This is a genomic window from Sphingomonas sp. CCH9-F2, assembly GCF_001556735.1.
Lineage (GTDB): Bacteria > Pseudomonadota > Alphaproteobacteria > Sphingomonadales > Sphingomonadaceae > Sphingomonas > Sphingomonas ginsenosidimutans.
In genome coordinates, this window is record NZ_LSJO01000173.1 from 1 (window position 1) to 23,864 (window position 23,864).

Sequence of the window (23,864 nt, forward strand, 5' to 3'; positions counted from 1 at the left end):
CCACATCATCGCACAGCTACGCTGGTGCGGAGGTCGTCCACGACATCACGTCAGGCGAACTGTCGCCGTCGCGGCCGGCAAAGCCCTTGACCCGCCGGAACGCGGTGATCGACTTCAGGCTGACGTCTTCGCTGAGGCGGAGGTTGGCGACCGCCGAAACGCCCCAGACGTCATAATGGTCGCTGTTCGGGCCGGTCGCGCCGACGGCTCCGGGGGCGGTCGCCCAGCGGCTGTCAAACTGGGCATTGGCGGGCAAGCCCAACTGGCTGTTGATCCGCGGATACCATTCGCGGTTTAGCGCATCAACGAGGGGACTGCCCCCGGCGACATAGCCGATGTTTCCGCCATAGCCCTGATGCTGGCGAATGCGCGTATAGTCGCCGGACACGGTCAGATCGAACGTGCTGGATGGCTTCCAGAGCAAGACTCCTCGCACGGCATCTTGCCCGATGTTGCCCTGTCCTTCTCCGTCCTTGTCGAGATACCGCTTCTGCAGATCGTCGGTGTGCCGGCTGATCGCCGAAAGACGAACGGCGGCCGTGTCGCCGAGCGGAATGTTGACCCCGGCCGCAATGTCGTGGCGATTATAGGAACCGCCGGTGATCGTCGCGCTGCCGCTAAACTTCTCGAGGTCGGGTTTCGTGGTGGTGATGCGGATCGCACCGCCGATCGTGTTCTTCCCGTACAATGTGCCCTGCGGACCGCGGAGTACCTCAATGCTGGCGATGTCGCCTAGGCTGTTGAGCGCGCCGCTCGAACTGGCGACGTAGACGTCGTCGACGTACAGGCCGACACCGGGTTCGTTCGGGATCAGGAAGTCGTTCTGGCCCACACCACGGATATAGACCTGGGCAGTGGTGCCGCCGCCATCGGGACGACCGTTGTTGATGTTGACCCCGGGGGCGAAGCTGGAGAATTGCTTGAGGTCGGTGATACCCTGACTTTTGAGCGTGGCGCCGGTCACCGCGATGATCGAGATTGGGACCTTCTGGACGCTTTCCGCCCGTCGGCGGGCCGTCACGACGATATCGCCAATATCGGGGCCGGCCGCTGCCGTCTGGACGGCCTGAGATTGGGCCGCATCGGGATCGGCCGGGATGTTGCTTGGGCTGGGCTGCCCTGGGGCCAGCGGCGTACCGGCGGTGCTGCTGCGCAATTCGGGCGCTGGAGGTGCCAGTGCGGAAGACGAGGACGGGGTGTCGGCTGGTACTGTGGTTCCTGTTGCTGGGAAAGCAGTAGTCTGAGCGTTCGGATCGGGCGCCGTCTGGCCCTTCGCTTCACCGCTCAACAAAGCGACAATGCAGCACGATACTGCCCATGCATTCCTCGCCATTTCGGCCCCTCCTTGTATCCCGTCGCGCTTGCGATCGGGCTCAGCGTTTTCGCTTTATGTCCGGACGCTGACACAGGTGCGGATCGCAGACACATGCCAAATCGAGAGACGATCAAGGGATTTCATAAAATGAATTTGATGGTACTAATATCGAACCGACGGGGCTTCGCCTGCCCTCGCGAGATCAAGCCCAATGACTGATCAATAGCTTCGATCGAGGAGCTGGTTTTAGGCCATGCCGCTGACTTGGCGGAGAAAATTTCAGAAAGCTGCCCAAGGATGGCAGCTCTGATCCCTGATGCGGTCCGCCCTTTATCCGTCTGAGCCGCTACCCATTCTTGGACTACTTGACTGGCGGTCATCCAGCATCTGCCGGCGGCGGCGGGCCATGTGCCGCTGACCGTTTCACCAGCGATATCGGCGTCTTGTTGCCGATGGCGCGATGCGGTCTCACCTCGTTGTAGTCTCTGCGCCAAGCCTCGCATTTTCGCGCTGCGTCGTTGCGGCTCATGAACCAGTGCTGGTTCAGGCACTCCGCCCGGAACTTGCCGTTGAACGACTCGATGAACGCATTGTCCGTTCGCCTGCCGGGTCGGCTGAAGTCGAGCGTGACGCCGCGGGTGTACGCCCACAGATCCAGGTCGCGCGAGATGAACTCGCTGCCCTGGTCGACGTGGATCGACGCCGGATACCGCTTGACCTTTACCGCACGTCCTGCCGGGGTAAAACAGGGCTCGCCGACGGCGTGACAAGCTGATCTGGCAACAGAAAGACGTTACGGGTTGTGGCATGTCATTCGTCACGACGTTTTGATGACCGACGATGATGCCCTGAAGCGCTGGTTCGTGGCCAACGTGCTTCCGCTGGAACGCGACCTCGAGCGCTATCTCGCACGGCATTGTCGGGCGCGGGAGGATGTCATCGATCTGCGGCAGGAAGTGTATGAACATGCCGTGGCCGCCGCGCGCAAAAGCCTTCCGCTCAATACCCGTCCCTTCGTGCTGACGGTCGCGCGCAATCTGCTGATCGATCGTGCCCGGCGGGCGAAGGTGATTTCATTCGAACAGATGGCGGACCTCGACGAACTGAACATGCCCGATCTTGACGAGGCGGACCGCGCACTGACGGCGCGCGACGAACTCCGGCGGGCGATGGTCGGGCTGGACCAGTTGCCCCCGCGTTGTCGTGAGGTCGTGCGGCTGCGGCGCGTGGAGGGGCTGAACATCCGGGAAACCGCCGACCGGCTCGGCGTCGGTCACCATACGGTCGAGCGGCAGTTGACGCTCGGCCTCCGGGCATTGGCCAATTTCATGCTCGGCGGGAATGCGCGGATCGAACGCAAGCCGGGGCTGGCCCCGCGACGGAAGCGAACGCAATGACCGGCCGTAACGACATCGAGGCGCGCGCCGCCGCCTGGTTGGTACGTCGCGACCAGCCCGAATGGAGCGCGACGGACGACGAGGCGCTCAGGGTCTGGCTGTCGGAGAGCGATGCGCACAAGGTTGCGCTATGGCGGCTGGAGACAGGCTGGGAGGCCACCGCGCGGCTCGCCGCGGCGCGGAGCGTGGCCGTGGAAAAACCTTCGCTGAACCGGCTGCTGGAAAGCCGCGCGCTTCAGGCGCTGGCAGCCAGCCTTGTCCTGATATGCCTGTTCGCCGCGGCGGTCGTTCCGGAATGGGTGCGACGCGACCAGCCGCCGCCGCCCCGCCGGTTCGCCACTGCCGTTGGCGAACATCGCGCGGTGCGCCTGCCCGATGGCAGCGCGGTGACGCTCAACACGGCCAGTACGATGCGGGCCGCGGTCGACAGCGGTCGGCGCGCCGTCTGGCTTGATCGCGGCGAAGCCTATTTCGACGTGGCCCATGACGCGCGCCATCCGTTCGTGATTCATGCCGGGGACCGGGTGGTGACGGTCCTCGGCACCCGCTTCTCGGTACGCCGCGACGGCGGGATGGTCACCGTCGCTGTCATCGAAGGTCGCGTCCGGGTGGAGGATGCTGCCAAGGGCGAGCGCGGACGGGCGGCCGTCCTCACCGCCGGCAACGTCGCCATTTCGCGAGGAACGTCGATGCTGCTGACCGACCGCTCATCCGCGCGGGCGCAAGCGGCGCTGTCATGGCGACGGGGCATGCTTACCTTCGACCGGACGACGCTGGAAGAGGCTGCAGCCGAGTTCAACCGCTACAACCGCCGTCAAATCCGGATCGCCGACCCGCAGGCGGCGCAGATCCGGATCGGCGGCACGTTCGATGCGACTGACATCGATGCGTTCGCGCGGCTGATGCGCGCTGGGTTCGGACTGGCGGTGCGCGAAGAGGCGGATACGATCACGATAAATTCCTGATCGATTGCGTTACGACTTTCCGCGCCCCGCCCGTCTAGCGTTGCAGAAGGCCCGAAGAGGCCGTGCAATATGGGAGGGGGAATATGCCCGGGAAGTATAAGTTCCTGATCGCGGCGGCATTCGCAAGTAGCTGGACGGCAACGCCTTCGTGGTCGCAGTCGCGAGCAGAAACGGCGAACCGGGTCCGCACGTACAGCATTGCGCCCGGATCGATGCGCGCGGCGCTCGACGCCTGGGCACGACAGTCTGGCACGCCGGTGCTGTATCGCAGCGAGGAAGTCGACGCGTTGCGGTCGCGCGGTGTGCGTGGAAAGCTGGACGCGGTCGCCGCATTGCGGGCGGTGGTGGGTGGCTCCGGCCTGATCCTGCATCGCGATCGCAGCGGCGCGATCGCCGTGACGCGGATGCCGGCCCCGGACCGCACGGCGGCGATCGCGCTTGCCGCGCAACCGGCTGCGGCGCCCGCCCAGGAAGACGATTCCATCGGCGACATCGTCGTGACCGCGCGTCGTACGGCGGAACGTGGCCAGCGGGTTCCGGTGGCGATCACCGCCTTCTCGCAGGATGCGATCCGCGAAAAGGGCATCAACAACGGAACCGACCTCCAGAATTTCACGCCGTCCCTGTCGGTGGTCGGCGACGTCGCGCGCAATCAGGAAACCTACACCATCCGCGGCATGGGCGGGACCGGCGGTCCGGGTGCGGGGAGCGGTCCCGGTGTGGTCGGCTATTTCGCCGAAGTCCCCACCAGCGTCAGCGGCCCGGGCAATTTCTACGACCTTGCATCCTTACAGGTCCTGAAAGGCCCGCAGGGAACGCTGTTCGGGCGCAATACGACCGGCGGTGCCGTTCTGCTGGAGCCGCAACGGCCGCGGATGAACAAGGTCGAAGGTTATGTCGACGGGACGATCGGCAACCTTCAGCGCAAGAGCGTTCAAGGCGCGCTGAACGTCCCGATCGTCGACGACCTGCTGGCGATCCGCTTCGCCGGGCAGCTGGACAAGCGCGAAGGCTATGTCCGCGACGTCATCACCGGGCGCGACTATCTGAACCGCAACAATTTCAGCCTGCGCCTCGGCATCCAGTTCGATCCGACCGCCACGATCAGCAACTATACCGCTGTCAGCTATCAGGAGGTCGACGAACATGGCGGCGGCAGCATCCTGCTCGCGGTCAATCCCGCGCGCCCCTATGCCGCGCTGTTGCAGCCCTATCTCGCGGCCCAGCAGGCGCGCGGCGTACGCCGGACCGCGCTGAGCGTGCCGACGTTCGAGAAGGCGAAGAACTTCCTTGTCCTCAACAACACCGAATGGCGCGTCAGCGATACGTTCACACTCAAGAACATCTTTAGCTACGCACGCACCCGCTCGACCAGCGCCACCGACCGCGATTCGACGACGCTGCCGATCGCCGACCTGCTCGGCGCCTATCCGGGCAGCTGGAACAACAACCTGCGCACCATCACCGAGGAAATGCAGGCGCGCTACGACGACGGCACGCTCAGGGTGCAGGCGGGCGGCTTCTTCCTCGACCAGAAGACGCCGGCGCCGCTCACCTTCGCCACCGTAAACCCGATGCAGGTCGGCGGTATCCTGGGTGGCGGTCCGTTGCTGATCCCACAGCCGTTGCAGGCGGCGCTCGGCCTGACCAGCGCGCTGGTCCCCGCACTCACCCTGCAACCGAGCGCTCATGTCGACGGACGAAGCAAGGCGGCCTATGCGCAGGTACAGTATAAGATCGTTCCGACGCTGACCGCCACCGCCGGCTTCCGCTGGACCTGGGACGAGTTCGGCGGCGATATCCAGAGCTATCAGGACCCCGCCAGCTACCAGATCTTCAACCGGCTGGCGGCACTCGGGATCATCAGCCCCGCCCAGGCGGCGCAGGTGGCGGGATTGAACGCCGGGCTGTGCGTCTACGACGCGTACCAGGCGGTCGCCGCCGGTCGCTTGCCCACGCTCAAATATCCGAACTGCACTTCGCCGACCTTCAGGGGCAAGAGCAACGGCCCGACCTGGCAGCTGGGGCTCGACTGGCAGGCGGATTCGCAGACCCTGCTCTACGCCGTATCGCGACGGGGCTATAAATCAGGGGCGAGCAACCCGATCGTGTCACTGTTCCTTGGTGAGGAGCATCCGCTGTTCGCGGTGAAGCCCGAACAGGTGACCGATGCCGAATTGGGGCTGAAGCGCGACTGGATCTTCGGCGAGGTCAAGGCACGGACGAACATCGCCGCCTTCTATACTTGGTACAACGATATCCAGGTCATCCAGCGCGCCGCGATCGCCGGATCCGACATCCTGACCAACGCGCAGCGCGCGCGGGTGATGGGGCTGGAGTTCGAAGGCATGTTGGTCCCGGTCAAGGGCCTGACTCTCGGCGCAACCTATTCGTACAACTCGGCCAAGTATCTGCAGTATGACACGATTGCGATCCCCGCGATCCCGCAGGCGCTGACCGCCGCGCAGCCGAGCCGCGACCTTGCCGGCACACCCTTTTCCTTCGTGCCGAAGCATAAATACAACCTCACCGCGAGCGTCGACCTACCCCTCCCTGAACGCGAGGGGACGCTCCAGCTGACCGGCAACTGGTCGTATCAGACCAGTCAGCGCGTCACGCCCGAGGCACAGCCGTTCGACATGATCGCGGGATACGGCCTTCTGAACCTTCGACTCGACTGGCGCGATGTGCGCGGCTTCCCGCTCGACCTCGCCTTCTACGGCACCAACATCCTGAACCGGGAGTATCGCGTGACCGCCAACCCCAGCTACAACAATTCGGGCTTCATCGGCTCGATCTATGGCGAGCCGGCGCAATATGGCGTCCAGCTCCGCTATCGCTTTTGAGGGGCGATCGGACATGACGCGCCATACCGCGATCCTCCCCGTCATCCTGCTGGCCAGCGCCGCCATCGCCCAGCAATCTCCGACCGCGTTCCAGCCAACCGCTGCCCAAGCCGCATTACAGTCCAAAGCACGAGCAGCCGGCGCTACCGGGCTGGCCGCAACGGCTGCACCCGGCGGCGGCATGATCCTGAACGGCACCGTCGAAGGACGTCGGTTCGTTCTGACCCTTCCGCCGAACTGGACCGGGGAGACGGTGCTGTTCGGGCAGGGCTATGCGCTGCCCGGCACGCCACCGACGGTCCCGGCCGACCCGCTGGCAAAGGACCCGGGCGGGGGGCTGTTCCATCACCTGTATGCGCAAGGGATCGCCAGCGGCATCGCTGCGGTCGACAAGAACGGCATCGCGACCGAGACTGCGACGCGCAACACCATGCGGTTGCGTGCGCTGGCGGTGAAACTGGGGGCTAAGCGCTTCTATGCGGTCGGCGGATCGATGGGTGGCAACATCGTCCTGTCACTCATCGAGAACTATCCCAGGGCCTTTTCCGGCGCGCTGGCGATGTGCGGGGTGACCCAGGGCTGGCTGGCGATGGTACGGCAACTTGCCGACATGCGCGGCGCCTATGACGTGCTGACCGAGGGAACGCCCTATGCACTGCCCGGCGGCAAGAACCTGACCCGCTCGGCACTGCCGATCGTGCCGCCGGCCGATGGTACGACGTCGGGCGATGCGTTCCGCGAGGCGCAGAAGACCAAGCTGCTGTCGCCGATCCTCGCGCTTTTCCTCGCTGCCGAGGCGAACCCGCAGGGACCGGAGGCGCGGATCATCCGGCAGGTCGCGGCAGTCGGCGGATTCGCGCCTGATCCGGCAGCGCTTGGCGCACCGATCTCTTCGGCGGCCCTTGGCATGGACGACATCAAGGCCACGATGGGCGGCCTGCCGATCGGCAATCGCGACACCGTCTACGCTCCGCCCGAGATGAACGCGGCGGAAGCGGCGGCGTTCAACCGCAAGATGCAACGCTACGATGCCGATCCTCGGGCGGTCGCCTATGCGCAGCGCTGGCACGAGGCGACAGGACGATTCCGTATCCCGCTGGTCACGGTGCATCAAACGATCGACTCGCTCGTTCCCTATGCGCAGTCGGAAGGGCTGGGCCGGATCACCGCCGCCGCCGGCAACGGCACCCGGCTGGCGCAATATGCGGTGCCGCCGACGAAGATCGCGCTGCCCGGCGGCCTAAGCGGGTATACGCATTGCGGTTTCACGCCTGCCCAGAACATCGCCGCGTTCGATGCGATGCGCACCTGGGTCCGGACCGGGCGCAAGCCAGGACCGGATGCAGTGCGATGACGATTGATCGACGCGATCTGCTCGGGCTCGGCGCGGCGGTCGCGGCCACGGCGACGCTGCCGGCACGGGCCGCTGGGCCCGCCCCGTTTCTCTGGGGCGCGGCGACGGCGGGGCATCAGGTCGAGGGCAACAACGTCAACGCCGATATCTGGCTGCTCGAACAGGTCACGCCGACCGTTTTCGCCGAACCGTCCGGCGATGCCTGCGACAGCCTGCACCGCTGGCGCGAGGATGTGGCGATCGTCCGCATGCTGGGACTGAACTGCTATCGCTTCTCGGTGGAATGGCCCCGTATCGAACCGGCAAAGGGCCAGTTCTCGCAAGCGTGGCTCGATCATTATGCGCGCATGGTCGACCATTGTCGCGAGCAGGGTATCGCCCCCGTCGTCACCTTCAACCATTTCACTGCCCCGCGCTGGTTCGCGGCGGCCGGCGGCTGGGAACAGGCGGACGCACCGGCGCTGTTCGCGCGCTATGCCGAGCGTGTCGCCCGTGCGATCGCGGACGGGATCAGCCATGCGCTGACCTTCAACGAGCCCAATCTGGCACTGGGCGGGCGCTGGGCGGTCAGTCGGCCGCCGCCCGCCTTCATGGCGCGCATGGCGGCATGTGTCGCGGCGGCAGCGAAGGCCAGCGGGTCGAATCGCTTCTCCGTCCTGAATGGCGGGGATCCCCGGCCGATGATTCCCGGCATCACCGCCGCGCACGTCCAGGCCCGTGCAGCGATCAAGGCCGTCCGGGGCGACCTGCCCGTCGGCCTCAGCCTCGCGATCCCCGATGAGGTGGCGGTAGGTGTGGACAGCGCGATCGAACGCAAGCGGGCCGACGTCTATGGTCCCTTCTTCGCGGTGATGGACAAGGACGATTTCGTCGGCGTCCAGACCTATGGCCGCGCCTATATCGGCGCGGAGCGCGAGGTTGCGCTGCCCGCGGACGCGGCGCGCCGTCCCGATGGACGCGAATGGTTTCCGGCCGCGGTCGGCAACGTCGTGCGCTATGTCCACCGCGAGACGGCGAAGCCGGTACTGGTGACCGAGAACGGGATCGACGCCGCCGACGACCGCGAACGCGCGCGCTTCATACCGGCGGCGATCGCTTCGATCGAGACCGCGCGGCGCGACGGCGTGCCGGTGCTGGGCTATATCCACTGGTCGCTGCTCGACAATTTCGAATGGTTTTCGGGCTACGCCCCCAGGTTCGGACTGGTCGCGGTCGATCGCACCAGCTTCCGCCGCACGATCAAGCCGAGCGCGCGCACCTATGCCGCCCTCGTGGCGGGACGGCGGTGATGCGGCGCCGGGCGATCGCCGTGCTGACCCTTTCGGTCGCGACCGGCCAGCCGGTGGCAGCGCAGAGCGTGGCCGTGCCGGCCTTTACCCTGCCGCCGTCCAGCCAACTCAGCGCCGAGGCCCGTCAGGTTCTTGAGCGGATGAAGGCGGAAAGCGCATCGAAGGACATCGGTAGCGACTTAGTGCGGCAGCGTGCCTTCTACCAGCAGTGGAACGATCGGCGGCTGGCCGAGATGCGCCGCCATTTCGCGACGAATGAGCGTCGCGACCTGATTGCGGGCGTACCCGTCGCCATCGTCGAGCCCCAGGACGGCATCGCCCCCGGCAACACGGAGCGTGTCCTGATCAACGTCCATGGCGGGGCATTCATGTGGGGATCGGGCAGCGGCGCGCTGGTCGAGGCGATCCCGATCACCGCCGTGATGCGGGTGCGGGTGGTCACGGTGGACTATCGGCTGGCACCCGAACACCGGTATCCGGCCGCGTCGCAGGATGTGGTGGCCGTCTACCGCGCGTTGCTCAAGACGCATCGTCCGGAGAATATCGGCATCTATGGCTGCTCGGCCGGCGGCATCATCACCGCGCAGGCGACCGCCTGGATCCGCAAGACCGGAATGCCGCGACCCGGTGCGATCGGAACCTTTTGTGGCACCGGGGCTCCCTATTCGGGGGACAGCCCATACCTTGCCGGGCCGATCACCGGCGGCGAGGTGGTGTCCACGCTGGTCCTGCCCGACAGCTTGCCGGCCCCGTACATGGCGGGCGTGAAGAGCAGTGACCCGATCGCCTATCCACTTCAGACGGATGCCGAGATCCGCGCGATGCCGCCGACCTTGCTACTGGCGGGCGGGCGCGATTTCGCGGTCAGCGCCCTGACGCGCGCCCATCGTCGCCTGACCGCAGCCGGGGTGCCGAGCGAGCTGCAACTGTTCGACGGCCTGCCGCACGCCTTCTTCATGTGGCCCGACATGCCGGAATCAACGGAAGCCTTTCGCCTGATCGCAGGCTTCTTCGACCGGCATCTCGGCCGGCGCCCCCGATAGCCAAGGAGTACGCCCGATGCGCGCCTTTTCCGTGATGCCCCTGCTTCTCGCCGGTGCCGCAGCGCTGGCTGCGCCCGTTACGTCCGCCGGCGCGCGGGACGTTCCGGCGTCCAGCCAACAGCTACTCGCGGCACAGGCCAGCCGACTGGGTGCCACCGACGTCACGGCGACCGGCCGCGCGGACGGGGGCGTCACGATCAACGGCCGGCTCGACGGCAACCAGTTCGCGCTCGCATTCCCGAAGGGGTGGACCGGCGACGGGCTGCTCTACGCCCATGGCTATTCGCCACCGGGCACGCCGGTGGCGGTATCGCCCGATCCGGTCGACAAGGGGCTGGGCACCGGCGCGCTCGGCGAGGCCTATGCACAGGGCTTCGCGGTCGGGCATAGCGCCTATGCCAAGGCCGGGCTGGGTGTGGAGGCCGGCGCGAACGCCACCGCCCGCCTGCGCGACCTGCTGGCAAGGATGGGCGGCAAGCGCATCTATGTGATGGGCGATTCGATGGGCGGCGGGATCGTCGTCACGCTCCTCGAACTATATCCCAGGGCCTTTGCCGGTGGCCTGGCCCGCTGCGGTGTCGTTGCCAACTGGCAGGACCTGCTCGGACGGCTGATCGACATGCGCCTGGCCTACAATGCCCTGACCAAGGGCACGCCCTATGCGCTGCCCGGCAACCAGGACGTTCGCCGCGACGCGATGTCGTCACGCCCGCCCGCCGGAACTCCGGACGCGGCGGCACAGGCCTATGTCTTCGCCCAGATCGCCAAGGTCGGCATGCCGCCGCTTGCCTTGTGGACCGCCGCACAGAAGGATCCGACCGGCCGCGAGGCCCGGATCGTCCGCGCCGTCACCACGATCGGCGGGTTCGAATATGACGCCGCATCGCTCGCCTATCCGCTCGTCACGGCCGCACTGGGTGCCGACGACATGGCAGCGACCGCCGGCGGCTGGGTCCATGGCAACATCGGCAAGGTCTATGCGGCACCCTCGCTGACGGCCGAAGAGAACGCCGCGCTCAACCGCGACATCCAACGGGTCGAAGCCGCGCCACAGGCCGTCGCCTATCTCCGCAAATGGCACACCGCCACCGGCCGGATCGAGGCGCCGTTGGTGACGGTCCACAACCGGATCGATTCCCTCGTCCCCTACGCGCAGGAAGCGCAGCTGGCCGCGGCGGTGGCAAAGGCCGGGCGGACCGCGAAGCTGGCGCAGTTCACCGTCCCGCCGACCCGCGCCCCGCTGCCGATCGGCGGGATCGAGGGCTATACCCATTGCGGCTTCGACAGGGGGCAGACGCTCGCCGCATGGAATGCGTTGCGTGCCTGGGGCGAACAAGGCCGCAAGCCCGACGCGGAGCTGCGCTGACCATGGCTATCGTTTCGCCACCCCGGCGCCGGAAGCCTGTGCCTATCCGCTGCTGATCCGCCACCTGCTGCAAAGCGCGCTCGACGTGCGCAGCCCGGGCAAGCTCGCCGGCACCGACGGCCGCCGCCACGGCTATCCCGAACTCGCGCGGCGGATCGGTCGCCTTGCCGCGCAGACGGTGAATGTTCGCCCGCCGGTTACAGCGGCTTGCCGTCGCGGCCGAGCAGGTCGATGCGATAGGAGCAACCGTACAGCGTCTTGCCCGGATGGCTGGTGGCGTTCGAGATCGAGCGCGCGATGACGGTATGCGTGCCAAAGCCGTCCTTCTCGGTCGCCGGTTCGGTCACGTCGGACAGCACGCGCTGTCCCATGAACTTGCGGAAGGGGATGTCGCGGCGCACCTTGTCGCCGGTCGCGACGCGCGCTTCCCCGGCGGCGGCGGCGGCGATCGCGTCGATCGCGGCATCGGTGTCGAGTCTGTTGATGATGCCTTCGCCGGCGGCGATCTGCTTCGGATCGGCCAGGTCTAGGATCGCGACCACCCCGGAGGAGCTGAACCCCACCCGGCGCGTCGACCAGTTGCCGGCGACGGTCACCGGGCGCGGCAGCTCATATTCGGCCAGGAACGGGTTCTTCCCCGCGATCTTCCGCCAGCCGCGGCGTTCGGCCAGACCGTCCGAACCGATCGTCATCGCGAAGCCGTTATAGGTCGGCGCATCGACGCGGCAGTTGATGGCATCGACGATATCGACGGTCGCAGGATCGACATCGGCATCCTGGCCGGCCCATGGCGGCGTGGCGGCGAATAGCAGCGGCAGCAGGGCAGGCATCCGTGGCATCGTCGCTCCGTTCCCCTGTGCGATCGTCGGTGGACGGCGCGTTCGTACAGACGGACCGCGTGCGCAACGATTCCGGGATCACCGGCGACCCGAAGGCGCTGCGCCGCTCAGAACAGCAGCGTCAGGCCGTAGAACAGCGCGCCGATCGTCGCGGAGGCGGGGATGGTGATGATCCACGCCATCACCACGTTCTGCGCCACGCCCCAGCGTACCGCGGAGGCGCGCCGCGCGGTGCCCGCGCCGATGATCGCGCCCGTGATCGTGTGCGTGGTCGACACCGGAATGCCCAGCGCGGAGGCGGTGAACAGCACCATCGACCCGGCCAGCGAGGCGCTGAACCCTTGGTGCTGCGACAGCTTGGTGATGCGGCTGCCCATCGTCTCGATGATCTTCCACCCGCCGGTCATCGTGCCGGCCGCGATCGCGATATAGCAGCTGATCGCCACCCAGTGCGGCACCTCGAACGGACCGGTCAGATAGCCGGTGGAATAGAGCAGCACGGTGATGATCCCCATCGTCTTCTGCGCATCGTTCAGCCCGTGGCTGAGCGAATAGGCGGCGGACGACAGCAGGTGCAGCGCGCGGAAGCTGCGTTCCGCGCGGTTGGCGGTGGCGCGGCGCAGCGCCCAGCTGGACATGAGCATCACCAGCATCGCCAGGATCATCCCCAGCGTCGGCGACAGCACGATCGCCAGCAGCGTCTTGTTCAGGCCGCCCCATTGCACCGCCCCGATGCCCCCATGGGTGACGCCCGCGCCGATCAGCCCGCCGACCAGCGCATGGCTGCTCGACGACGGAATGCCGCGCAGCCAGGTGATGACGTTCCACGACATCGCCCCGCCGAGCGCGCCGAAGATCACCGCCGGGGTCACCACGTCCTTGTCGATCAGCCCCTTGCCGATCGTCTCCGCCACCGCATGCAGGCTGGGGATGGCGATGGTCAGGAAATAGGCGGCGAAGTTGAACGCGGCGGCGAACAGCACCGCCTGCACCGGCGACAGCAGCCGCGTGGCGACCACCGTGGCGATCGAATTGGCCGCATCGTGCAGGCCGTTGAGGAAATCGAACGCGAGCGCGACCGCGATCAGGCCGACCAGCAGCGGAAAGGCCAGTTCGTGCATGGTGGTTTCGTCCCGGACCGATCAGGCGTGATCGATGACGATGCCGTCGATCTCGTCGGCGACATCCTCGAACGCATCGATGATGCGCTCCAGATGCTTGTAGATCTCGCGCTCGGTGACGAAACGCAGCGTGTCGGTGGCGCCATGGTCGCGCAGCGCGCGCTTCAGGCCGGCGGCATGGACCTCGTCGGCATGGCCCTCGATGCGGATCAGCCGCTCGGTCAGCTCGTGCAGCCGCCCGCCGTTGCGGGTGATGTCGCGCAGCAGCGGCATCGCCTCCGCCGCCAGCCGCGCGGCATCGACCGCCAGCGCCGCCATGTCGCGCATCTCCGGCGCGAAATCGTCGAGGCCGTACAGGTCGACCGCGGCGGCGGCGGCCTGCATCTCGTCGATCGTATCGTCCAGCGCGCCGATCAGCGCGGTGATCGCGCCGCGATCGAACGGGGTCAGGAACGTCTTGCGGACGGTGACCAGCACTTCGCGGGTGATGTCGTCGGCGTCATGCTCGCGCTCGCTGATCTCGCGGATATGCTCCGCGGCGGCCGGCCCGCCGGCAAACAGCCGCGCGGTCGCTTCCGCGCCGGCCTGTACCGCGGCGGCATGCGCCTCGAACAGCTCGAAGAAATTGCCCGTCCTGGGAAGCAGGCGCTGAAACCAACCGAACATCGAACCCCATCCAGAGTCTTTGGCGACCATGCCCGCCTGATGGCCGCGCCGAATCGCCGCCCGGAAATCGGCCGGCGCGAAGGAACGGATCAGGTCGCGCAGGTCCGGCTCGTCCACCACATCGGCCGCGCGGGCAAGCGGAAACCAGCGGCGTTCGCGCTCGCCCTGCTCTTTCCAGCTGTCCAGTTCCTCGCTGACGGCCAGCGGGAACACCTCCACATCGGCCATCAGCGACGCGCCGCTGCCGCGCCGCTTGCGATAGCGATAGCTGCCCAGCGGCACCGGCGACAGCGCGCCGATCACGCCCGCTTCCTCGCGCGCCTCCATCGCGGCGGCGGCATGGGGCGACAGGCGCGGGTCGATATTGCCCTTGGGAATGACCCACCGCCCCGTCCCGCGCGAGGTGACGAGCAGCACCTGCACGTCGCGCGTGTCCTGGGTGTCGAGGCGATAGGGAAGCGCGGCGATCTGTCGAATGGAATGGCTCCGGCGCGGGAGTGGCGGGATGCGGCCCCCATACCCCCATCCGCGCCGGAAAACAGGGGGGCGTCAGTCGGCGGGCCAGGAATAGGAGAAGCGCAGCGCCAGCACGACCGCGTCCTTCACCGTCCGGTCGGCACCGGGGTGCAGGATATATTGCACGTCGGGCTGTATCGACAGGCCATCGAGCAGCTCGTCCGAATAGGTCAGTTCGAACAGCGTCTCGGCTCCGGCCAGCGGGGGCGCCTCGGCGGGCGCGCCGTCGCGATAGGGGCGCGACAGCGCGCCGCTGCCCGCGCCCAGCGACAGCATGCTGGCCGGGCGCGCGGCGAACAGCCGCTCGATCAGCACGCCCGCCTGCCACCCGCCCGCGAACGGCGTCGTGCGCCCGTCCGATACGCCGGCGCGCGCGAAGACCGCGGTGTGCGCCACGTCCCCCGCGCCGCCACGTCGACCGAGGCGAGCACATAGGCGCCCTGCGCCGCGAACCGCTCCTCCACCGGGGTGACCCCCGGCGGGATGACGCCCGGCTGCCGTTTCGTATAGCGCCACCCGCCGATGCCCAGCCGCAGCGGCGCGGTGATCCCGGCCTCCGCGATTACCAGCACGCCGTTGCGCGCGCTGACGTCGATGCCGTCGTCGTCGCCCAGCGTGCCCGCAGTCGCGTTGATGACCGCGGCCTGCGCATAGCCGCGCCCGCGCTCCACCCGCAGTCGCGCGGCGAGCGCGGTCGACGGGAAGATCGACGGCCCGTTCGGCCCGGTCGACGACAGTTCCGATCCGATCCCGAAGATCGGGTTGACGAGCAGCCCGGCCGGATCGCTGACGTAGAATTCGCTGTTGAGGTCGTACAGCCCCGCGCGCAGCGTCACGCCGCCGCCCAGCGACTGTTCCACCCACGCCTCGTACAGCTTCAGCCGCTGGTTGGTGACCTCGATATTGTCGATACCCTGCAGCGTACCGGCCAGGTCGTTGGGATTGCCGCCGAAATTGTTGAGCACATCGGCGTGGAAGGACGCGCCGCGCCACCCGATCGCGCGCGTCAGGTCGATGTCGAGGGTGACGTCGAGATTGTCGAGCGCGCGCGCACCGCGCGCCGCGCCGCCATCGACGACGCCGATCACGTCGGCGGTGTAGCTCGCCGACAGCTTCACGACCGGTTCCGGCGCGGGCGCGTCCTGCGCCCGGGCCTGCGCCGGGGTCATGCCGACCCATGCGGTCATCGTGGCGGCCGCGACCAGCGGGCGCAGGATCTTGCCGGAATTGAGCATCCTTACCTCCGGCGATCGCTCTAGTCGCCGGGGGCTGGAGAAATGTTTCGCGGAGAGGGTAAAGATGAATTTCATGCTCCGAATTGACGGTTCAACAACAGTTGATCCGGACCATTTCGGCAGGATTAAGATAAATTTCGGCTTTTGCCGTCTATTCTTGCCTCCTTATCGTCATGGGGAGCAGGCATGACCCGATCGATCAACCGGATGACGTGGGTGGCCATTCTGGCCCTCGCCGCCTTGGTGCTGGCGGCTGGCGCGACGAGCATCTGGTCCAGCCGCATTCAGGCGCGCGCCGTCGCGCGACTCAATGATTCCAGCGACCTGATGCGCAATCACATGACGGCGGACATGATGCACGACGCCATTCGCGGCGACGTGCTGACCGCGCTGGCGGCGCGCACCGATCCGGGGCTGGACGCCGCGGACGCCGCCGAATCGCTGACCGGGGACATCGCCCATCTGCGCGAGGCGCTGGCCGTCGATCGCGCCTATGTCGCCGCACCCGACGTCGCGCAGGCCGCCACGCGCATTACCGCCGACGCCGATCGCTATGCCGCCGCGGCGGAAGCGATCGTGAAGGCGGCGCGGATCGACCCCGCCGCCGCGAGCGCGCAGCTGCCGACGTTCCTGAAGACCTTCTCCTCGCTCGAGAAGAGCATGGAAGAGGTATCCGACGCCATCGACCGGCATGTCGACGCGGAGGCCGCCGCCGCCAATTCCACGGCGTCGCTGGCCAGCCTGCTGATCATCGGGGGCACCGCGATCACCGTGGTGGTCGTGCTGCTGGTCGGCTTCGCCGCGCGCCGCCATGTCGTGGCCCCGCTGGTCGCGCTGGTCGGCGTGGTCCGGCGGATGAGCGACGGGGACCTGTCGGTCGAGGTGCCCGCCGCGTCGCGTCGCGACGAACTGGGGCAGCTGGCCGGCGCGACGCAGGCGTTCCGCGACCAGCTGGCGGGCGCCGAGCGCGCCAAGCAGGAACAGACCGACCTGATCGTCGGTAGCGTCGGCGACGCGCTGTCGCAGCTGGCCGACGGCGACCTGATGGTGCGCGTGGACGCCGACCTGACCGGGCCGTTCGCGAAGCTGAAGAGCGATTTCAACAATGCCGCGCAGGCGCTGCAGGCGACGATGAAGCGCGTGTCCGATTCGACCAGCGGCATCAACAACGGCGCGGCGGACATCCGCCAGGCGTCCGACGACCTGTCGCAGCGCACCGAGCAGCAGGCCGCCAGCCTGGAGCAGACCGCCGCCGCGATGGAGCAGATCACCAGCGGCGTGCGCGATTCCGCCAGCCGCGCGGCGCGCGCCAACGCCGCCGTCGAGCAGGCGCGCGACGAAGCGCAGCGTTCCGGCGAGGTGATGCAGGCCGCGGTCGCGGCGATGGGCGCGATCGAGCGCACCTCCGGCGAGATTTCGGACATCATCAGCGTGATCGACGGTATCGCGTTCCAGACCAACCTGCTCGCGCTGAACGCCGGGGTCGAGGCGGCGCGCGCGGGCGATGCGGGCAAGGGTTTCGCCGTCGTCGCATCCGAAGTGCGCGCGCTGGCGCAGCGGTCGGCGGATGCGGCCAAGGACGTGAAGGCGCGCATCACCGCGTCCGCCGATCAGGTCGGCAACGGCGTCGGGCTGGTCGGGCAGACCGGCGATGCGCTGAACCGGATCATCGAGCGCATCACCGAGATCAACGCGCTGGTCCGCGAGATCGCCACGTCCGCCGAACAGCAGTCGAGCAGCCTGGCACAGGTCAGCACCGCGGTGTCCGAGATGGACGGCGTGACGCAGCAGAATGCCGCGATGGTCGAACAGGCGACCGCCGCGGCGCGCGGCCTGGCGGAGGAAGCCGACATGCTCGCCTCGCAAGTGGCGCGTTTCCGCACCGGCGGCGGCACCGTCACGCCGATCGCGACTGCCCGTGCCGAACCGTCGCCGGCCCCGATCGTGCCGCAGCGGATCGTTCGACAGGCCGGCAATGCCGCGCTGGCGGTGGAGGACGACTGGTCGTCGTTCTGACGGCCGGGCGAAGAGGGCGGGGGGCGCGATCCGGCTCGACTATCCGGCGTCCATCGGGCATCAGCGCGCGCGATGCCCCCCGCCTTCGCTCATATCGACACGTGGATCTTCGATCTGGACAACACGCTCTATCCGGCGAGCGCGAACCTGTTCGCGCTGATCGATGCGAAGATGACCGCGTTCATCGCCGATTTCCTGTCGGTCGACCCGGTCGAGGCGCGGCGCATCCAGAAGGAATATTTCCTCGGCCACGGCACCACGCTGGCCGGGCTGATGGCCGGGCATGATATCGATCCGGCCGCCTTCCTCACCTTCGTCCACGATATCGAGATGGACGTGCTGGAGGAGAACGCCCCGCTCGCCGCCGCGCTGGCGCAGCTGCCGGGGCGCAAGCTGGTGTTCACCAACGGCGACCGCCCCTATGCGCTGAAGGTGCTGGAGCGGCTTGGCCTGGGGCAAAGCTTCGAGGCGGTGCACGACATCCATGCGATGGACCTGGTGCCCAAGCCCGCGCCGAGCGCCTATGCCGGGCTGTGCGCGGCGTTCGACATCGACCCGACCCGCGCGCTGTTCGTCGAGGACATGGCCCGCAACCTCGCCCCCGCCAAGGCGATCGGCATGACGACCGTCTGGGTGGACAACGGGTCGGAGCAGCACCACGACGCCGACCGATCCTATGTCGACCTGCGCGTGACCGACGTCACCGCCTGGGTCCAGTCACTGTTGGAGGACCAATGACCGCCGAGCTTTCCGCGACGATCGATGCCGCCTGGGACAACCGCGCCGATCTGGGGCTGACCACCGGGGGCGAGGTGCGCGTCGCGGTCGACCGGGCGCTGGCGATGCTGGACGCCGGGACCGCGCGCGTCGCCGAGCCGGACGGGGCGGGTGGCTGGCGCGTCAACCAGTGGCTGAAGAAGGCGGTGCTGCTGTCGTTCCGGCTCAACGACAATGCGATGATCGACAACGGTCCGGGCGCCGGCCACTGGTTTGACAAGGTGCCGTCGAAATTCTCCGGCTGGAGCGAGGCGGAGTTCCGCGCCGCCGGTTTCCGTGCGGTGCCCGGCAGCATCGTGCGCCGCGGCGCGCATGTCGCGAAGGGCGCGGTGCTGATGCCCAGCTTCGTCAACATCGGCGCCTATGTCGGCGAAGGCACGATGGTCGATACCTGGGCGACGGTGGGCAGCTGCGCGCAGATCGGCAAGAACGTCCACATCTCCGGCGGGGCCGGGATCGGCGGCGTGCTGGAGCCGTTGCAGGCCGATCCGGTCATCATCGGCGACGGCGCGTTCATCGGCGCGCGCAGCGAAGTGGCCGAGGGCGTGCGCGTGGGTGAGGGCGCGGTGCTGTCGATGGGCGTGTACCTGGGCGCGTCGACCAAGATCGTCGACCGCGCCACCGGCGAGGTCTATCGTGGCGAGGTGCCGCCCTATGCGGTGGTGGTGCCGGGGTCGACCGGCGGCGGCAACCTGGCCCTGTATTGCGCGGTGATCGTCAAGCGCGTGGACGCGCAGACCCGCAGCAAGACCAGCATCAACGAACTGCTGCGCGATTGATGCGGGCGGCCCCACGCGCCGCTGTATAACATGTAAAACAAAATCGCCGCGCTGCCTCGACACCGTCATGTGGCGCGCCTATCCACGGGCGCAGCAACCGCCCGTGGATGAAGAGGAAAAGCGATGCCGACCGCCAGCAAGGTTCTCGACCGTGTGCTCGTGCTGGAAATGGTGCGCGTGACCGAAGCCGCGGCGATCGCCGCCTCGACGCTGACCGGGCGTGGCGACGAAAAGGCCGCCGACGCCGCCGCGGTGGAGGCGATGCGCGCCGCGCTCAACGAACTGCCGATGGAGGGAACCGTCGTCATCGGCGAGGGCGAGCGCGACGAGGCGCCGATGCTGTACATCGGCGAGAAGGTGGGCACCGGCAACGGCCCGAAGATCGACATCGCGCTCGATCCGCTGGAAGGCACCACGATCTGCGCCAAGTCGGGGCCGAACAGCCTGGCGGTGCTGGCGATCGCGGAGGCGGGCGGGCTGCTCAACGCGCCCGACGTCTATATGGACAAGCTGGCGGTCGGCCCGGGCCTGCCCGCGGGGGTCATCGACCTGGATCGCACGCCGACCCAGAATGTCGAGGCGATCGCCGCGGCCAAGGGCGTGAAGCCCAGCGAGATCATCGCCTGCGTCCTCGACCGCCCGCGGCACGAGGCGCTGATCGCCGAGCTGCGCGCGATCGGGTGCGGCGTGGTGCTGATCGGCGACGGCGACGTCGCTGGCGTGATCGCCACCTCCGATCCCGACACCACGATCGACGTCTACATGGGGTCGGGCGGCGCGCCGGAAGGCGTGCTGGCCTGCGCCGCGCTGCGCTGCGTCGGCGGGCAGTTCAAGGGCCGGCTGCTGTTCCGCAACGACGACGAACGCGCCCGCGCGCGCAAATGGGGGATCGAGGATCTCGACCGCCAGTACGACCTGAAGGAATTGGCGAAGGGCGACTGCATCTTCGCCGCGACCGGCGTGACCGACGGGTCGCTGCTCGCCGGGGTCAAGCGCAAGGGCAAGGGCAAGGTGATGACGACCGAAAGCGTCGTGATGCGCGCCTCGTCCGGCACGGTGCGCTGGGTGAAGGGCGAACACCGCCTCGACCAGTAACGGCCTCGCGTGATCGCGTTCGTCGCGCTGGCCGCGGCGCTCGGCGCGCTCTGGGCGTATCTGCGCGGCGGGGTCCTGCCGGCCCGCTGGGGGCCGGTACGCCGCGGTCCCGCGCGCCGCATCCTGCGCCAGTGTGGCTGGTTCGGCGCGACGACGCTGGCCGTGCTGGCGCTGACCGGTCGCTGGCCGGCGCTGGTCGCGCTGCCGCCTGAATTCGTTCCCGTGCGTGCCGCCACGATCCGACTGGCGGGCGGGACGCTGCGGGTGGACGCGGGGACGCTGTGGGTGCTGGGCGGTATCGTGCTGGGCGGCGCGCTGCTGGCGCTCGCTGAACGCTGGCGCGGGCGCCCCTTGGGGCTGGGCGATGTCGAGGGGGTGATGCCGCGCACCCTCCGCGACCTGGCGTGGAGCGTGCCGCTGTCGGTCAGCGCGGGGGTGAACGAGGAAGCGTTCTTCCGCCTGCTGCTGCCGCTCGCCATAGCGTGGGTGACCGGATCGGCGCTGGCGGGTTTCGCGGTGGCGACCGTGCTGTTCGGTGCCGCGCACCGCTACCAGGGCTGGCGCGGCGTCGCGGCGACCGCGATATCGGGCGCGCTGCTGGCGTTCGTCTACCTGCTGACCGGGCAGCTCTGGGTCGCGATCGCATTGCACATCGCGATCGATCTCAACGCGCTGGTCCTGCGCCCGCTGCTGTCGGGGCGGGTGCGGTGGTGAGGGGCGCGACGCTTCGCGCAAGCTCTGTTCGACGCCGTCATGCCGGACCTGTTCCGGCATCCACCGTGCCGCATATTCGCCAGCATGTGTTCTCGCGGCGCAATGGACCCCGGACCCAGTCCGGGGTGACGGGTTCGCCCGGGGCGCGCTTCATCGCGATATCTTCCTTCGCGACAGGGGCGGCATTCAGCGCGCCGCGCGCGCCTTGGCGATCGCGTCCTGCAGCCGTTCGATCGGCAGCGCGCCGCTCAGCACCTGGTCGCCCACCACCCAGCTGGGCGTGCCGGTGATGCCCAGTTTGGCGGCGGTTTCCATGTTCTGGCGGATGGTCGCGTCGGCGTCGGCGGGGATGCGCGCGGCGTCGACGCCGGTCGCCTTCGCCGCCTGTGCGATCGTCGCGTCGCTGACCGGGCCGGCGGCGTAGAGCGCGTCGTGGAACGGCTTGAACTTGCCCTGTGATGCCGCCGCCAGCGCGGCGCGCGCGGCGGTGCGGCTTTCGTCGGACAGGACCGGCAATTCCTTGAACACGACGCGCAGGTTGCGATCGGCGGCCACCAGCCGGTCGATCGTCGGCAGGCTGGCGCGGCAGAAGCCGCAATTATAGTCGTAATATTCGACCAGCGTGACGTCGCCCTTCGGGTTGCCGATCCACGCGCCGGCATAGGGCTCCTCGATCGCGCCGCGCGATGCGGAGACGGCGCGCGCGGCGTCGCGTTCCTGCAATTTCTGCATCGCCTGCGGGATGATCTCCGGATTGGCGAGCAGATATTCGCGCACCACCTGTTCGGTACGCGCGCGGTCGCCCGCCTCCGGCGCGACGCGGTTGGCCAGCCACATGCCGCCCGCGCCGAACACCGCGCCCAGCACCACCATTCCCAGCAACCAGACGCGATTCACCGTTTCTTCTTCCTGTCCTTGTCGAACGCGGTCTGCGAGGTCATCGCGATATCCTGCGCGCGGATCCAGTCGGGGGTGTTCTTGGTCAGCCCCGCCATCGCCGCGCGAGCGCGGTCGACGGCGGTGCGATGGTCGCCGATCATGCTGGCGCGCTCGGCACTGGCCAGCGCGGCGCGCGCCTCGTCCCCGGTCAGTTCATAGACGGTGCCCAGCTGGAGCCACGCGAACGGATTGTCGGTATCGCGGCCCACCGCGGTGCGCAGCACGCGCTTGGCCTCGTCGTAATTCTTCGGGTCCTCGGTCGCGATCAACGCATGGCCGTAGGTGGTGGCGATCAGCGGATCGTTGCGCGACCCCTCGGTTGCCTGCCGCAGCGGCGCGATCGCCAGCTTGGGCTTACCCGCCTCCAGCAGGATCTGGCCCATGATCTCCTGAAAATAGGGATCGGCGGGCGACCGCGCGACCAGCGCCTCCGCCTCGGCATCGGCTTTGTCGGGGTAGCCGCCGCGGTGATAGGCATAGGCGCGCGCGTAGTGCGCGTAGATCGACTGGTCGCTCTCGGGATATTTCTGCAACGCCTGCGCGGGGGGCAGCAGATAGCCGTCGAGCTTCGCCTTCACGCGGCGGAAGCGTTCCTCGATCGCCGGGTCGGACGGCTTGTTCCACGACGGCGACGCCTGCAGATCGGCCGTCAGCGTCTGGATGCGCGTGCCCGACAGCGGGTGCGACTGCATGAACGGGTCGATGTTCTTCGTCCCGTAGCGATATTCCTGCTGCTGCAACTTCTTGAAGAAGGCGAGCATTCCCTGGCCGGTGATGCCGGCGGTGTTGAGATAGCGGACCGCGGAGGCATCGGCGGTCGCTTCCTGCACGCGGGTGAAGGACAGGTATTTGCCCAGCGCCGCCTGCTGCCCGGCGGCCAGGATCCCCGCGCCAGCCTCTCCCCCGCCCGCCGCCATCGCGGCGAGGCCGAGGACCATCGAGAGCAGGTAGATGCCCATCGCGGGCTTCTGCGCCTGTTCGCCGCTGATGATGTGGCCGTCGGCGATATGGCCCAGTTCGTGCGCGATCACGCCCTGCACCTGATTGGCGTTGTCGGCGGCCTGGATCAGCCCGGTGTGGATGTAGACGATCTGCCCCCCCGCGACGAAGGCGTTGATCGAATCGTCATTGACCAGCGCGAACTGGACGTCGGCGGGGCGCAGGCCCGCGGCGGTGACCAGCGGCGCGGACATGTCGCGCAGCAGCGATTCGGTTTCGGCATCGCGTAGGATCGACTGCGCCTGCGCCGGCTGTGCGGCGACCAGCACCGTCACCGCGATACCGATCACGAACCGGCGAAAGGGAGGCCGGCGGCGGGAGGGGCGGTGCGTCATCGCGCGCCGGGATAGCGCCGGCCGCTGAACCGGCGCTGACCCGGTTGCGCCGAAGCGGCCGGCCGCCCCCGTCCGTCCACGCCGCGCGGCGGCGGGGGGAGGAGGGCGGCCGGGTCCGTCATGCGCCGAAGGTGCGCTGCCACCAGCCGCGACGCGGGGTGGTGGGGGCGCCATCGCCCGTCGCCTCGCCCGAGGCGTCGTCGTCGCCGGTATCCGCGTCGGCATCGGCGTCCGGTGCCGCTGCCGGTTCCGCCGCTG

At 68.2% G+C, this 23,864-nt stretch carries 20 protein-coding genes and 1 pseudogene; 12 read left to right on the forward strand and 9 right to left on the reverse strand.

Features of this window, described 5'->3' with window-relative positions; all coding sequences use genetic code 11:
• Positions 1–16: 16 nt before the first annotated feature.
• Complete coding sequence (locus AX685_RS04905; RefSeq protein WP_066485992.1) at positions 17–1,156, reverse strand: TonB-dependent receptor; 1,140 nt, start codon at positions 1,154–1,156, stop codon at positions 17–19.
• Positions 1,157–1,691: 535 nt separating this feature from the next.
• Positions 1,692–2,030, reverse strand: a pseudogene (locus AX685_RS20900) (integrase core domain-containing protein); the annotation flags it as partial.
• Positions 2,031–2,145: 115 nt separating this feature from the next.
• Between AX685_RS20900 and AX685_RS04910 the strand changes: the two are divergent.
• From AX685_RS04910 to AX685_RS04940, 7 genes are all read left to right on the forward strand, one after another.
• Positions 2,146–2,712 carry an RNA polymerase sigma factor gene (locus tag AX685_RS04910; RefSeq protein ID WP_231738556.1) on the forward strand — a complete coding sequence of 189 codons (567 nt, stop codon included), beginning with the start codon at positions 2,146–2,148 and terminating at the stop codon, positions 2,710–2,712.
• Positions 2,709–3,677, forward strand: a complete 969-nt coding sequence (locus AX685_RS04915; protein WP_066485993.1) for a FecR family protein — start codon at positions 2,709–2,711, stop codon at positions 3,675–3,677. Before AX685_RS04910 ends, AX685_RS04915 begins: the two co-directional genes overlap by 4 nt.
• 83 nt (positions 3,678–3,760) lie before the next feature.
• Complete coding sequence (locus AX685_RS04920) at positions 3,761–6,523, forward strand: TonB-dependent receptor (RefSeq protein ID WP_231738557.1); 2,763 nt, start codon at positions 3,761–3,763, stop codon at positions 6,521–6,523.
• A 13-nt stretch (positions 6,524–6,536) separates the two neighbouring features.
• Positions 6,537–7,877 (forward strand): alpha/beta fold hydrolase, encoded by a 1,341-nt coding sequence (locus AX685_RS04925; protein ID WP_156445679.1) that lies wholly within the window; start codon positions 6,537–6,539, stop codon positions 7,875–7,877.
• Complete coding sequence (locus AX685_RS04930) at positions 7,874–9,166, forward strand: glycoside hydrolase family 1 protein (protein WP_066486000.1); 1,293 nt, start codon at positions 7,874–7,876, stop codon at positions 9,164–9,166. The genes AX685_RS04925 and AX685_RS04930 overlap by 4 nt, the downstream gene beginning before the upstream one ends.
• Before the next feature lie 20 nt (positions 9,167–9,186).
• The gene (locus AX685_RS04935) at positions 9,187–10,209 is read left to right on the forward strand and encodes an alpha/beta hydrolase (RefSeq protein ID WP_231738558.1); all 1,023 of its coding nucleotides are present in this window, start codon (positions 9,187–9,189) and stop codon (positions 10,207–10,209) included.
• Between the two features lie 16 nt (positions 10,210–10,225).
• Positions 10,226–11,575: an alpha/beta hydrolase family protein gene (locus AX685_RS04940; RefSeq protein WP_066486006.1), complete on the forward strand. Its 1,350-nt coding sequence runs from the start codon at positions 10,226–10,228 to the stop codon at positions 11,573–11,575.
• A 197-nt stretch (positions 11,576–11,772) separates the two neighbouring features.
• On the opposite strand, the gene AX685_RS04945 is transcribed toward AX685_RS04940, so the two are convergent.
• The 5 genes from AX685_RS04945 to AX685_RS04960 all read right to left on the reverse strand — a co-directional run bounded on the left by AX685_RS04945 (position 11,773) and on the right by AX685_RS04960 (position 15,952).
• Entirely contained in the window at positions 11,773–12,405 is a 633-nt protein-coding gene (locus AX685_RS04945; protein WP_066486009.1) for a hypothetical protein, read from the reverse strand.
• A 116-nt stretch (positions 12,406–12,521) separates the two neighbouring features.
• Entirely contained in the window at positions 12,522–13,535 is a 1,014-nt protein-coding gene (locus AX685_RS04950) for an inorganic phosphate transporter (protein WP_066486011.1), read from the reverse strand.
• Between the two features lie 21 nt (positions 13,536–13,556).
• Positions 13,557–14,618, reverse strand: coding sequence for a DUF47 family protein (locus AX685_RS04955; RefSeq protein WP_066486055.1), 1,062 nt, complete (start codon positions 14,616–14,618; stop codon positions 13,557–13,559).
• A gap of 132 nt (positions 14,619–14,750) precedes the next feature.
• Positions 14,751–15,113 (reverse strand): carbohydrate porin, encoded by a 363-nt coding sequence (locus tag AX685_RS22315; RefSeq protein WP_197418492.1) that lies wholly within the window; start codon positions 15,111–15,113, stop codon positions 14,751–14,753.
• Entirely contained in the window at positions 15,026–15,952 is a 927-nt protein-coding gene (locus AX685_RS04960; RefSeq protein WP_197418493.1) for a carbohydrate porin, read from the reverse strand. The genes AX685_RS22315 and AX685_RS04960 overlap by 88 nt, the downstream gene beginning before the upstream one ends.
• 186 nt (positions 15,953–16,138) lie before the next feature.
• Between AX685_RS04960 and AX685_RS04965 the strand changes: the two genes are divergently transcribed.
• From AX685_RS04965 to AX685_RS04985, 5 genes are all read left to right on the forward strand, one after another.
• A complete protein-coding gene (locus AX685_RS04965; RefSeq protein WP_066486014.1) occupies positions 16,139–17,968 on the forward strand; it encodes a methyl-accepting chemotaxis protein in 1,830 nt (609 codons plus the stop codon).
• 72 nt (positions 17,969–18,040) lie between these two features.
• The gene (locus AX685_RS04970) at positions 18,041–18,706 is read left to right on the forward strand and encodes a pyrimidine 5'-nucleotidase (RefSeq protein ID WP_066486022.1); all 666 of its coding nucleotides are present in this window, start codon (positions 18,041–18,043) and stop codon (positions 18,704–18,706) included.
• Entirely contained in the window at positions 18,703–19,524 is an 822-nt protein-coding gene (gene dapD, locus AX685_RS04975) for a 2,3,4,5-tetrahydropyridine-2,6-dicarboxylate N-succinyltransferase (RefSeq protein WP_066486025.1), read from the forward strand. Before AX685_RS04970 ends, dapD begins: the two co-directional genes overlap by 4 nt.
• Positions 19,525–19,647: 123 nt before the next feature.
• Positions 19,648–20,619 (forward strand): class II fructose-bisphosphatase, encoded by a 972-nt coding sequence (gene glpX, locus AX685_RS04980; protein ID WP_066486034.1) that lies wholly within the window; start codon positions 19,648–19,650, stop codon positions 20,617–20,619.
• A gap of 9 nt (positions 20,620–20,628) precedes the next feature.
• A complete protein-coding gene (locus AX685_RS04985) occupies positions 20,629–21,333 on the forward strand; it encodes a CPBP family intramembrane glutamic endopeptidase (RefSeq protein ID WP_066486037.1) in 705 nt (234 codons plus the stop codon).
• Positions 21,334–21,519: 186 nt separating this feature from the next.
• Here the strand turns inward: AX685_RS04985 and AX685_RS04990 are convergent, their stop codons facing one another.
• Both AX685_RS04990 and AX685_RS04995 read right to left on the reverse strand, forming a co-directional pair.
• Positions 21,520–22,230: a DsbA family protein gene (locus tag AX685_RS04990; protein ID WP_231738560.1), complete on the reverse strand. Its 711-nt coding sequence runs from the start codon at positions 22,228–22,230 to the stop codon at positions 21,520–21,522.
• Positions 22,227–23,606: a M48 family metalloprotease gene (locus tag AX685_RS04995; RefSeq protein ID WP_066486042.1), complete on the reverse strand. Its 1,380-nt coding sequence runs from the start codon at positions 23,604–23,606 to the stop codon at positions 22,227–22,229. Before AX685_RS04995 ends, AX685_RS04990 begins: the two co-directional genes overlap by 4 nt.
• Positions 23,607–23,864 lie beyond the last annotated feature (258 nt).

Bases quoted from the DNA above. Each gene is read 5' to 3' on its own strand.
- AX685_RS04910 (WP_231738556.1), top strand. From the start codon at position 2,146: ATGACCGACGATGATGCCCTGAAGCGCTGGTTCGTGGCCAACGTGCTT.
- AX685_RS04915 (WP_066485993.1), top strand. From the start codon at position 2,709: ATGACCGGCCGTAACGACATCGAGGCGCGCGCCGCCGCCTGGTTGGTA.
- AX685_RS04920 (WP_231738557.1), top strand. From the start codon at position 3,761: ATGCCCGGGAAGTATAAGTTCCTGATCGCGGCGGCATTCGCAAGTAGC.
- AX685_RS04925 (WP_156445679.1), top strand. From the start codon at position 6,537: ATGACGCGCCATACCGCGATCCTCCCCGTCATCCTGCTGGCCAGCGCC.
- AX685_RS04930 (WP_066486000.1), top strand. From the start codon at position 7,874: ATGACGATTGATCGACGCGATCTGCTCGGGCTCGGCGCGGCGGTCGCG.
- AX685_RS04940 (WP_066486006.1), top strand. From the start codon at position 10,226: ATGCGCGCCTTTTCCGTGATGCCCCTGCTTCTCGCCGGTGCCGCAGCG.
- AX685_RS04945 (WP_066486009.1), bottom strand. From the start codon at position 12,405: ATGCCTGCCCTGCTGCCGCTGCTATTCGCCGCCACGCCGCCATGGGCC.
- AX685_RS04950 (WP_066486011.1), bottom strand. From the start codon at position 13,535: ATGCACGAACTGGCCTTTCCGCTGCTGGTCGGCCTGATCGCGGTCGCG.
- AX685_RS04960 (WP_197418493.1), bottom strand. From the start codon at position 15,952: ATGCTCAATTCCGGCAAGATCCTGCGCCCGCTGGTCGCGGCCGCCACG.
- AX685_RS04965 (WP_066486014.1), top strand. From the start codon at position 16,139: ATGACCCGATCGATCAACCGGATGACGTGGGTGGCCATTCTGGCCCTC.
- AX685_RS04970 (WP_066486022.1), top strand. From the start codon at position 18,041: ATGCCCCCCGCCTTCGCTCATATCGACACGTGGATCTTCGATCTGGAC.
- dapD (WP_066486025.1), top strand. From the start codon at position 18,703: ATGACCGCCGAGCTTTCCGCGACGATCGATGCCGCCTGGGACAACCGC.
- glpX (WP_066486034.1), top strand. From the start codon at position 19,648: ATGCCGACCGCCAGCAAGGTTCTCGACCGTGTGCTCGTGCTGGAAATG.
- AX685_RS04995 (WP_066486042.1), bottom strand. From the start codon at position 23,606: ATGACGCACCGCCCCTCCCGCCGCCGGCCTCCCTTTCGCCGGTTCGTG.